Origin of the sequence: Acidovorax sp. (assembly GCF_047607405.1) — a bacterium.
Classification (GTDB): Bacteria; Pseudomonadota; Gammaproteobacteria; order Burkholderiales; family Burkholderiaceae_C; genus Acidovorax.
The window spans coordinates 1-10928 of the sequence record NZ_JASGDA010000105.1 but is presented as its reverse complement, the minus strand read 5'-3'; the positions used below and the strand labels follow the sequence as shown (position 1 = coordinate 10928).

At 69.8% G+C, this 10928-nt stretch carries 9 protein-coding genes and 1 pseudogene; 8 read left to right on the top strand and 2 right to left on the bottom strand.

Features of this window, described 5'->3' with window-relative positions; all coding sequences use genetic code 11:
- A pseudogene (locus tag QM569_RS12590) lies at window positions 1-268 on the top strand (ATP-dependent helicase); the annotation flags it as partial.
- Window positions 269-335: 67 nt separating this feature from the next.
- Here the strand turns inward: QM569_RS12590 and QM569_RS12585 are convergent.
- Window positions 336-1184 (bottom strand): symmetrical bis(5'-nucleosyl)-tetraphosphatase, encoded by an 849-nt coding sequence (locus tag QM569_RS12585; RefSeq protein ID WP_414987581.1) that lies wholly within the window; start codon window positions 1182-1184, stop codon window positions 336-338.
- Between the two features lie 157 nt (window positions 1185-1341).
- On the opposite strand from QM569_RS12585, the gene QM569_RS12580 reads away from it, so the two are divergent.
- The gene (locus QM569_RS12580) at window positions 1342-1650 is read left to right on the top strand and encodes an H-NS histone family protein (RefSeq protein ID WP_414987580.1); all 309 of its coding nucleotides are present in this window, start codon (window positions 1342-1344) and stop codon (window positions 1648-1650) included.
- Window positions 1651-1698: 48 nt separating this feature from the next.
- Here the strand turns inward: QM569_RS12580 and QM569_RS12575 are convergent, their stop codons facing one another.
- Window positions 1699-2514 carry a helix-turn-helix domain-containing protein gene (locus QM569_RS12575; protein ID WP_414987579.1) on the bottom strand — a complete coding sequence of 272 codons (816 nt, stop codon included), beginning with the start codon at window positions 2512-2514 and terminating at the stop codon, window positions 1699-1701.
- Between the two features lie 114 nt (window positions 2515-2628).
- Between QM569_RS12575 and QM569_RS12570 the strand changes: the two genes are divergently transcribed.
- The 6 genes from QM569_RS12570 to QM569_RS12545 form a co-directional block, all read left to right on the top strand.
- On the top strand, window positions 2629-3024 hold the full coding sequence (locus QM569_RS12570) for a hypothetical protein (protein WP_414987578.1): 396 nt from the start codon (window positions 2629-2631) through the stop codon (window positions 3022-3024).
- A 69-nt stretch (window positions 3025-3093) separates the two neighbouring features.
- Window positions 3094-6018 carry an aconitate hydratase gene (locus QM569_RS12565; RefSeq protein ID WP_414987577.1) on the top strand — a complete coding sequence of 975 codons (2925 nt, stop codon included), beginning with the start codon at window positions 3094-3096 and terminating at the stop codon, window positions 6016-6018.
- A 172-nt stretch (window positions 6019-6190) separates the two neighbouring features.
- Entirely contained in the window at window positions 6191-8704 is a 2514-nt protein-coding gene (locus QM569_RS12560; RefSeq protein ID WP_414987576.1) for a putative bifunctional diguanylate cyclase/phosphodiesterase, read from the top strand.
- Window positions 8705-8786: 82 nt separating this feature from the next.
- On the top strand, window positions 8787-9983 hold the full coding sequence (locus QM569_RS12555; protein WP_414987575.1) for an FAD-dependent monooxygenase: 1197 nt from the start codon (window positions 8787-8789) through the stop codon (window positions 9981-9983).
- 72 nt (window positions 9984-10055) lie between these two features.
- The gene (locus tag QM569_RS12550) at window positions 10056-10460 is read left to right on the top strand and encodes a group II truncated hemoglobin (RefSeq protein ID WP_414987574.1); all 405 of its coding nucleotides are present in this window, start codon (window positions 10056-10058) and stop codon (window positions 10458-10460) included.
- Window positions 10461-10624: 164 nt separating this feature from the next.
- Window positions 10625-10928: LemA family protein (locus tag QM569_RS12545; RefSeq protein ID WP_414987573.1), on the top strand; the 304-nt coding region annotated here is incomplete at its 3' end.

Here is a 10928-nt window from a genome sequence, read left to right as displayed (position 1 = left end):
CCGCGCCCGGCGCGATGCGGACGAGGGCAGCGCCCGCGAGCGCCGCGAGCCGCGCGAGCCGCACCGTGGCGGCTTCCGCCCCGCCGTGGCGTCGCGCGACCCGTTCTTCGAGAAGCCCTACGAGGCCAGCAGCGCCGACGCCGCGCCCGCCTGGGAGGCAGCGGCCCGGCCCGCCGCGCGCAGCGGCATATCGGCCAACATCAAGCCCAAGCGCAAGGTGGCTGCCTTGTTCAAGGCGGCGCAGCCCGAGACCTCGGTTTCATCATAAAAACAGCCTCCAGCGCTTGCTGGACAAGCACAGGCAGCTATCTTTTTGGTAGCTGCCTTTTTTTCATTCAGGGCGCGCCGGGCGCCTGCGCCTGATCGCAATGCACCTGCAGCAGCTCGCGCTCGGCCAGCGTGGCGCCAAAGCGCACGGCGCTCAGGCAGCCGCCCCAGACGCAGCCCGTGTCCATGCCCAGCAGGTCGGGCCGGTTCAGGTGGCCCAGCGTGGACCAGTGGCCGAACGCGAGCAGCGTGCTTGCCGTGCGGCGGCCCGGCGCGTCGAACCATGGCACGAGGCCGGGCGGCGCGGCGCTGGCGCTCTCGGTGCTGTCGAAATCCATCACCCCCTCGGGCGAGCAAAAGCGCAGCCGCGTGAGCGCGTTGACGATCACGCGCAGCCGGTCAGCGCCCGTGAGGCCCTCGCTCCAGCGGTCGGGCGTGTTGCCGTACATCGCCTGCAGAAAACCCGGCAGATCGGGGCCGCGCAGCACGGCATGTACCTCGTCGGCGCGCTGCAGCACGTCCGCAGGCGTCCAGGCGGGCAGCACGCCCGCATGCACCATCAGCAGGGTCTCGCCGCCGTGCGCGTGGCTGCGCGCCAGGGGCTGGCGGCGCAGCCAGTCCAGCAGGGCGTCGCGGTCGGGCGCAGCCAGCACCGCAGCCAGCGTGTCGCGGCGCGAGGGGCGGCGCGCGCCGTGGGCTGCCGCCAGCAGGTGCAGGTCGTGGTTGCCCAGCAGGCAGCGCAGGGCGCCGTCGTGTACCACGCAGCGGCGCAGCACGGCGGCGGAGTCGGGCCCCCGGTTCACCAGGTCGCCCAGCAGGTACACCGTGTCGCGGCTGGGCGAAAAGCCGATTTCATCCAGTAGCCGACCCAGGGCGGCGTCGCAGCCCTGGATATCGCCGATACAGTAAAGCGCCATAGGGGTGTTTCTTTCTTGTGTTTTACCGGTGGAACATGTATTTTCCATGGGTCGGGTTAATACCTGAACGAAATTTCAGCGCCGCATTAACCCACGGCGGCGCATTATTTCTATAATGGGCCCGTCATTCACCCTTTCACCCTAATCCAGACGTACCATGACCAGCTACAAAGACCTGTTGAAGCAGCGTGAAGCCCTTGAGCAACAAATCAGCGAAGCCCGCCGCCGCGAATTGTCGGAAGCCGTGGCCCAGGTGCGCGCACTGGTGGCCGAATATGGCCTGACGGCGCAGGACGTATTCCCCGCAGGCCGGGGCCGTGGTCCCACCAAGGGCACGCGCAGCTCCACCGCTGGCACCAAGGTCGCTCCCAAGTACCGCAACCCCGCCACGGGCGAGACCTGGACGGGCCGCGGCAAGGCGCCCAAGTGGATTCAGAACGAAAACCGCGAGAAGTTCGCTATTTGAACCCACAGGCGCCACGCCGACAAAAAGCCCGCAACGTGCGGGCTTTTTTCATGGAGCGCTGTCCTGCTGCGCCACTTCGCGCAATACCCGCGCCGTGAATTCGTCGGCCGGAAAGAACGACTCCACCGCCAATTCCTGCAGGGTCACATCCACCGGCGAGCCGAATATCGTGGTGGTGCTGATGAAGGACAGCATGCCGTGCGCGCTGTCAAAGCAGAACGGCATAACCACGCCCAGCATTTCACCGGCCAGCACCAGGGGGCTGGATTCATCGGGCGCGGGATATTCCAGCAGTTCGTCGCGCAGGGCCGCCAGCGCCGGGTCGGCGGTGGCCTGGATCTGCTGGCGCAGGCGCTCGAACAGATGGGCGCGCCATTGCGCCAGGTTGGCAATGCGCGGTGCCAGCCCCTGGGGGTGCAGGCTCAGGCGGAAGATATTGACCGGCGGCGCGAGCAGTTCGGGGGCCACGTGGGCCGCCAGCAGGGCTTGCGCGGCGTGGTTGGCGGACACCAGGTTCCAGCACCGGTCGAGCGCGATGGCGGGGCAGGGCGCGTGGCCTTGCAGCACCAGTTCCACCGCCTGGCGCGCGGCGGCCAGGGCCGGGTCGTCGAGGGTGCGCTCGCGGTACATGGGCGCATAGCCCGCCGCCGCCAGCAGGGTGTTGCGCTCGCGCAGCGGCACGGACAGGCGTTCGCACAGGCGCAGCACCATGTCGCGGCTGGGGTTGGTGCGCCCGGTTTCCATGAAGCTCACGTGGCGGGTGGAGATGTCGGCCTCGTCCGCCAGCTCCAACTGGCTCAGGCGGCGCTGCCGGCGCCAGTTGCGCAGGTGCGCGCCGAAGGTTGCTGTGGTCATGGCGCGCATCCTAGGCCGAAATCCGCCCCAAAAGGCATGCAGGCCATTACCTCGCAGGTCATCGACGCGGTGCGCCGCAGCGGCAACCATGCGGCCCTCTTCAATCGTTCAAGGAGTCCCGTCATGCTGCTTTCCCCCGCCTTCCTGCGCGCCGTGGTCTGGTTCGATGCGCTCACCGGCGTGCTGCTGGGTGCGCTGCACCTGCTGTTCACCGTCCGCCTGGCCGAATGGCTGGGGCTGTCGCCCGCGCTGCTGCAAGTGTCGGGCGTGATGCTGTTCGGCTACGCGGCCCTGGCCGCCGCCATCGCACGCGCCCGGCCCATGCCGCGCGGGTTGCTGTGGGTGCTGGTCATCGGCAACTTTGCTTGGGCGCTGGGCAGCCTTGCGCTGTGGGCGGGCCTTGCGCCCACGCCGCTGGGCCAGGCGTATCTGCTGGTGCACGTGGTTTCCGTCGCGCTGCTGGCCGAGTTGCAGTGGATGGGCGTGCGCCGCTTGCCGTCTGCCCTGGCGGCGGCATAACCCCACGATTGCGCCCCGCCGTGGGGCTGGCAACAATGGGCGTTCTTCCCCGTTCCCCAGGAGTTCGCCATGGCCTCAAAAACCAAGCCAGCCTCGCATGCTTTCGCCAACACGCTGCAAAGCTTCGCCACAGTGTCGGGAAAGGAGGGGCGCTATTACTCCCTGCCCGCGTTGGCGCGCAAGTTTCCCGCCATCCGCCGCCTGCCGGTGTCCATCCGCATCGTGCTCGAATCGGTGCTGCGCAATTGCGACGGCAAGAAGGTCACGCCCGAGCACGTTGCCCAACTGGCCAACTGGCAGCCCAACGCCGCGCGCACCGACGAGATCCCCTTCGTCGTCTCGCGCGTGGTGCTGCAGGACTTCACCGGCGTGCCGCTGCTGGCCGACCTGGCCGCCATGCGCAGCGTGGCCGCGCGCCTGGGCAAGAACCCCAAGAAGATCGAGCCGCTGGTGCCCGTGGACCTGGTGGTGGACCACTCCATCATGGTGGACTACTACGGCACGAAGAAGGCGCTCGACCTGAACATGAAGCTCGAATTCGAGCGCAACCGCGAGCGCTACGAGTTCATGAAGTGGGGCATGCAGGCGTTCGACACCTTCGGCGTGGTGCCCCCGGGCTTCGGCATCGTCCACCAGGTCAACCTGGAGTACCTGGCGCGCGGCGTCCACAAGACGAAGGACGGGGTTTACTACCCCGACACGCTGGTGGGCACCGACAGCCACACCACCATGATCAACGGCATCGGCGTGGTGGGCTGGGGCGTGGGCGGCATCGAGGCCGAGGCGGCCATGCTGGGCCAGCCGGTGTATTTCCTCACGCCCGACGTGGTGGGCTTCGAGCTGACGGGCCAGCTGCGCGAGGGCGTGACCGCGACCGACCTGGTGCTCACCGTGACCGAGATCCTGCGCCAGCACAAGGTGGTGGGCAAGTTCGTCGAGTTCTTCGGCGAGGGCACGCGCACGCTGGCGTTGCCCGACCGCGCCACCATCGGCAACATGGCGCCCGAGTACGGCGCGACGATGGGCTTCTTCCCGGTGGACGAGAAGACCATCGAATATTTCAAGGGCACGGGCCGCACGCAGACCGAGATCGAGGCATTCGAGGCGTACTTCAAAGCCCAGGGCCTGTTCGGCGTGCCGCGCTCGGGCGAGATCGACTACTCGCAGGTCGTGCGACTGAACCTCGGCGACGTGACGCCGAGCCTGGCCGGCCCCAAGCGCCCGCAGGACCGCATCGAGCTGGGCAGCGTCAGCCGCCAGTTCGCCGACCTGTTCGGCAAGCCCGTGTCCGAGTCGGGCTTCAACCAGCCGGCCGCGCTGCTGCACACGCGCCACCTGATCCGCAGGCCGGGCGAAGCGCCCGAGGCGGTGCATGCCGAGAAGCCCTCGCCGCTGGGCGCGCCGCGCTCGGTGGCCGAGATGGCGCTGAACAAGCCGCTGCTGGAGGTGCAGCACGTGGAGCCCCCACTGCCCACCGGCCCCCAGGGCGCGCAGCCCACCATCGGCAACGGCGACGTGCTGATCGCCGCCATCACCAGCTGCACCAACACCAGCAACCCCGGCGTGCTGCTGGCCGCGGGCCTGCTGGCCAAGAAGGCGGTGCAGGCGGGGCTGAAGGTGCAGCCGCACATCAAGACCTCGCTCGCGCCCGGCTCGCGCATCGTCACCGAATACCTCACGCAGACGGGGCTGCTGCCCTACCTCGAAAAGCTCGGCTTCGCCCTGGCGGGCTACGGCTGCACCACCTGCATCGGCAACGCGGGCGACCTGGCGCCCGAGATCAACGAGGCCATCACCCGGAACGACCTGGTGTGCGCCGCCGTGCTCTCGGGCAACCGCAACTTCGAGGCGCGCATCCACCCGAACCTCAAGGCCAACTTCCTCGCCAGCCCGCCGCTCGTGGTGGCCTACGCCATCGCGGGCACGGTGCTCAAGGACCTGATGACCGAGCCCGTGGGGCAGGGCAAGGGTGGGCGCGACGTGTACCTGGGCGACATCTGGCCGAGTAGCGACGAGATCCACGCGCTGATGCGCTACGCGATGAACGGCAAGGCGTTCAAGGCGAACTACGCCAAGGTGGGCTCCGAGCCCGGCAGGCTGTGGCAAAAAATCCAGGGCGTGACCGGCGACACCTACACCTGGCCCGCCAGCACCTACATCGCCGAGCCGCCGTTCTTTGCGCAGTTTGCTATCGAAAAAGAAGCTACTGGTGCCGATAGGATAAGCGCTGGAGGCCAAAAAGAATCTCAAACTCCATCGGTGCTGGGCGCGCGCATCATGGCGCTGTTCGGCGACTCCATCACCACCGACCACATCTCGCCCGCAGGCTCCATCAAGGAGACCTCGCCCGCCGGGCAGTGGCTGCTGCAGCACGGCGTGCAGAAGGCGGACTTCAACAGCTACGGCGCGCGCCGGGGCAACCACGACGTGATGATGCGCGGCACCTTCGCCAACGTGCGCATCAAGAACCTCATGATCCCGCCCACGGACGACGGCGCGCGCGAGGAGGGCGGCGTGACCGTGTTCCAGGGCGACGGCCCGCTGCAGGGCGAGAAGATGTTCATCTTCGACGCGGCCATGCGGTACATCGCCCAGGGTACGCCCACGGTGGTCTTCGCGGGCGAGGAATACGGCACCGGCTCCAGCCGCGACTGGGCCGCCAAGGGCACGCAGCTGCTGGGCATCAAGGCCGTGGTGGCGCGCAGCTTCGAGCGCATCCACCGCTCCAACCTGGTGGGCATGGGCGTGCTGCCGCTGCAATTCAAGGCGGGGCAGGCGTGGGAAACGCTGGGCCTGACCGGCAGCGAGGTCATCGACGTGCTGCCCGACCCCGCGCTCACGCCGCAGAGCGACGCGCGCCTGGTCATCCGCCGCCCCGATGGCACGCGCCACGAGGCCACGGTCACGCTGCGCATCGACACCCCCATCGAGGTGGACTACTACCGCGCGGGCGGCATCCTGCCCTTCGTGCTGCGGCAGCTGCTCGGGGGCTGAACAGGCCGCATCAGCGCGCTCTTTGGCCGATACACTGGTGGCGAAGACGCACATCGCCACCCATGCCCACCCCGCCCCGCCCCCAGCCCCTGCATCCGTCGCGGCCCGCGCCGGTGGATGAACGCATGCACGTGGCGCCACCGCAGCGGACGGCGCCGCAAGGGAGCGCGCCATGAGCGAGCCCGGCATCCTCTGGGTGGACAGCGACACGCAGCACGCCGCCGTGGCGCGGCACCTGATCGCCGCCAGCCACCCCGGCTGGCGCGTGGTCAACAGCCCCACGCTCGAAACCGCCATGGCGCCGCTGGCCTCGCACGTGTGGGATGCCGTGGTGCTGTGCCTCAAGCCCTCGGCGCACGAGCTGCCCGATGTGCTGGAGCTGAGTGCCGGTCGCCCCGTGCTGATGTGCATGGAGCCTCATCAGGAGGCGCTGGCCGCCCGCGCCTTCCGCTGCGGCCTGGGCGACTACGTGCTGCGCAGCGCCGACGGCACGGCCCACCTGAGCGAGCTGCTGCACCGGCTGGCCGCGCTCATCCAGGGCACGAGCGTCCGCAACCAGCCCGTGCGCATGGTGGACGCGCGCATCTGGCAAGACGCGCTGGGCCTGCTGCAGGAGCAGCGCAGCGCCCTGCAGGCCACGCTGGGCAGCATGAGCCAGGGCATCTTCAAGACCGGGCCGGACGGGCGCATCACCGTCTATAACCAGCGCGTGCTGGAGCTGCTGAATCTGCCCGAGTCGCTGATGGCCAGCCGCCCCACGCTGGCCGACCTGACCGCCGTGCAGGCCGAGCGCGGCGACTTCGGCGAGGGCTACAGCCTGGTGGACCGGCGCGGGCACGACTACGTGGCCGCCGGGTCCCACGGCAAGTCACCCGAGGTGTACTGGCGCACCACGCGCGAGGGCCGCACCTACGAGGTGCGCACCACCACGCTGCACGACGGCGGCCTGGTGCGCACCTTCACCGACGTGAGCGACTACGTGCGCGTGGAGAACGAGCTGCGCGAGAGCGAGGCGCGCTTTCGCTCGCTGTCCGACCTGTCCTCCGACTGGTACTGGGAGCACGACGCCGAGGGCCGCTTCGTGCAGCTCGCGGGTGACCTGGGCATCAACGGCATCCCCACCGCGACCGTGCTGGGCCGCACGCGCTGGGAGATCGGCGCGCTCAACATGACCGAGGCCGACTGGGCCCAGCACCGCGCCGTGCTGCAGGCGCGCCAGCCCTTTCGCGACCTGGAGCTGCAGCGCCAGCGGCCCGACGGCAGCATGCACTGGATCTCCGTCAGCGGCGTGCCCGTGTTCGACGCCAAGGGGCAGCTGCGCGGCTACCGCGGCGTGGGGCGCGACATCACCGAGCGCAAGGCGGTCGAGAGCCAGATCGAGCAGCTGGCGTTCTACGACATGCTCACCGGCCTGCCCAACCGCCGCCTGCTGGTGGACCGGCTGCAGCGCGCCATGGCGGCGTCGGCGCGCTCCGGCGCGCAGGGCGCGCTGCTGTTCATCGACCTGGACAACTTCAAGGACCTCAACGACACCCTGGGCCACGACACCGGCGACCAGTTGCTGCTGCAGGTCGCCCAGCGCCTGAAGGGCTGCGTGCGCGACGCCGACACCGTGGCCCGCTTCGGCGGCGACGAATTCGTGGTGCTGATCGAGGGCCTGCATTCCGACGCACCCCGCGCCAGCACCGAAGCCGCGCAGGTGGCCCGCCACATCACCGCCGCGCTGGGCAAACCCTACGCGCTGGGCGGCGCCAGCCACCACAGCACGCCCAGCATCGGCATCGCGCTGTTCGGCCAGCAGGCGTGCAGCGTGGACGAGCTGCTCAAGCACGCCGACCTCGCCATGTACCAGGCCAAGGCGGCGGGGCGCAACACCCAGCGCTTCTTCGACCCCGACATGCAGGCCGCCGTCAGCAGCCGCTCCGCGCTGGAGGCCGACCTGCGCCGCGGCCTGCAGGAGAAAGAGTTCGTGCTGTACTACCAGCCCGTCGTGGACGCCAAGGGCCGCCTGCTGGGCGCCGAGGCCCTGGTGCGCTGGAACCACCCGCGCCGGGGCCTGGTCTCGCCCGCCGAATTCATCCCGCTGGCCGAGCAGACGGGCCTCATCCTGCCGCTGGGCCAGTGGGTGCTGGAAGCCGCCTGCGCCCAGCTCGTCGCCTGGTCGCGCAGCGCGCTCACGCGGCAGTTCTTCCTGTCGGTGAACGTCAGCGTGCGCCAGTTCCGCCAGCCCGAATTCGTCGAGCGCACCCTGAGTGCCCTGCACGACAGCGGCGCCAACCCCGAGCGCCTGAAGCTCGAACTGACGGAAAGCCTGCTGCTGGCCGACGTGGAGGACGTGATCGCGCGCATGGAGCGCCTGCGCCGCCACGGCCTGGGCTTCTCGCTGGACGACTTCGGCACCGGCTATTCGTCGCTGAGCTACCTCAAGCGCCTGCCGCTCGACCAGCTCAAGATCGACCAGGGCTTCGTGCGCGACCTGCAGACCGACCCCAACGACGCCGCCATCGTGCGCACCATCCTGGCCCTGGCGCACAGCCTGGACTTGGCCGTGGTGGCCGAGGGCGTGGAGACCACGGGCCAGCTCGAATTCCTGCAGCGCCACGGCTGCCAGGCGTTCCAGGGCTACCTGTTCGGCCGACCCATGCCCGCTGAAGTGCTGGAGCGCGCCTTGCGCCCCGCGCTGTGATGAAAACTGACCCCCACGCTCCGCCGCTTCGCGGGTCGCTGCCCCCCGAGGGGGCCGCTTTTCATCTTGGGGCGGCCCGGCGATGAAAAGGCAGGTGTTGATCGCAGGCGGCGGCATCGGCGGCCTGGCCGCCGCCCTGGGCGCATCGCGCGCGGGCTGGGACGTGCGCCTGTACGAGCGCGCAGCAGCCTTCAGCGAAGTGGGCGCTGGCGTGCAGCTCGGCCCCAACGCCGTGCGCTGCCTGCAAGCCTGGGGCCTGCAACAGCCCTTGCAGGCCGTGGCCGCCTTCCCCACCCGCTTGCAGGTGCGCAGCGCCGCCAGCGGCCGGGAACTGGCCGCGCTGCCCCTGGGCGCCGCCATGGTGGCGCGCTACGGCGCTGCGTACGCCACCATCCACCGCGCTGATTTGCACGGCCTGCTGCTGGCAGCGCTCGGCCAATGCCCCGGCGCGCAAGTCCAGCTCGGCACCGCCATCGAGCGCTTCGCCGACGACGGCCAGGCCGTCACCGCATGCACCAGCAGCGGCACGCAGGTGGAGGGCGCGGCCCTCATCGGCGCCGACGGCCTGTGGAGCCGCACGCGCGCCCAGCTGCTGGGCGGCGAACCGCCGCGCGTGACCGGCCACCTGGCCTACCGCGCCCTGGTTCCGCAGCAGGACCTGCCCGCGCGGCTGCGCACCGCCCAGGTCACCGCCTGGCTGGGCCCGCGCCTGCACGCCGTGCAGTACCCGGTGCGCCGGGGCGAGCTGCAGAACCTCGTCGTCGTGGTGCAAGGCCCCGCGCCGCAAGACCTGGAAAGCTGGGACCACGCCGCCAACGCCGCCGACCTGGAACACGCCCTGCGAGGCACCTGCGCCGCGCTGCAGGATGTTGTGCGCGCCGTACCCGCCTGGCGCCTGTGGCCCCTGTGCGACCGCCCCCCCGTGCGCGGCGCGGGCGACATGGCGCGCGGCCTGGTGGCCCTGCTGGGCGACGCCGCCCACCCCATGCGCCCCTACCTGGCCCAGGGCGCGGGCATGGCGATCGAAGACGCGGCGGAACTGCAGCGCGCCTTGTCCCTGCACGACCTGGACGTACCCCAGCGCCTGGCCCGCTACGCCCAGCACCGCTGGCAGCGCAACGCCCGCGTGCAGGCCCGCTCCACGCGCAACGGCCGCATCTTCCACGCCACCGGCCCCGTGCGCTGGGCGCGCGATGCGTCGCTGCGCCTGCTGGGCGAGCGCCTGCTGGACGTGCCCTGGCTGTACCGGGGCGACGGCCCCGGCGCCAGTTCGCTGTGATCCAAATGCTTCTGTTTTAATAGCTGAAAGTGCTTGCTGCATAAGCACTGGAGGCCAATTTGAATGATGAACATGCCTGACGCACCCCCCACGCCGCCCGCCACGCCCTACGACTGGCTGGGCGGCGAAGCCAAGGTCCGTGAACTGGTGGACCGCTTCTACGACCTCATGGACATCGAACCCGCCTACGCCGCGCTGCGCGCCGCCCACGGCAGCACGCTGGCGGACGCGCGCGACAAGCTGTTCTGGTTCCTGTGCGGCTGGCTGGGCGGGCCGGACCACTACCAGAGCCGCTTCGGCCACCCGCGCCTGCGCATGCGGCACCTGCCGTTCTCCATCGGCATCCGCGAGCGCGACGAGTGGGTGGCCTGCATGGACCAGGCCATGGGCGAGACGGGCGTACACGCAGACCTGCGCGCGCGGCTGCGCGAGAGTTTCATGAACACCGCCGACTGGATGCGCAACCGGGGCGGGTGACTGGATTGCTCTTGTTTTTGTAGCTGCTTGCGCTTGTCCAGAAAGCGCTGGAGGCCAATTCTTTTAAATCCCTACCTGCTGAAAGAATTGCGGTTTTGGCCCGCTGGGCGCTGCGCCATAAGATGCGCCAGTCAATCGAAATCCAACAGAGAAGGAGGTGGGATATGTCTGCAACCGCATGGATCGTCCTGGGTGTGGCCGTGGCGCTGCTGGTGTGGGCCGTCGCGGTCTATAACCGGCTGGTGCAACTGCGCAACCGCATCGCCAACGCATTCGGCCAGATCGACGTGCAGCTCAAGCGCCGGTACGACCTGATCCCCAACCTCGTCGAAGTGGCGCGCGGCTACCTGCAGCACGAGGCCGCCACGCTGGAGGCCGTGATCCAGGCCCGTGGCCAGGCCGTGGGCGCAGCCAGCGCGGCCAGCGCCGCGCCCGCCAGCGCCAACGCGCTGGGGGCGCTCGCGGCGG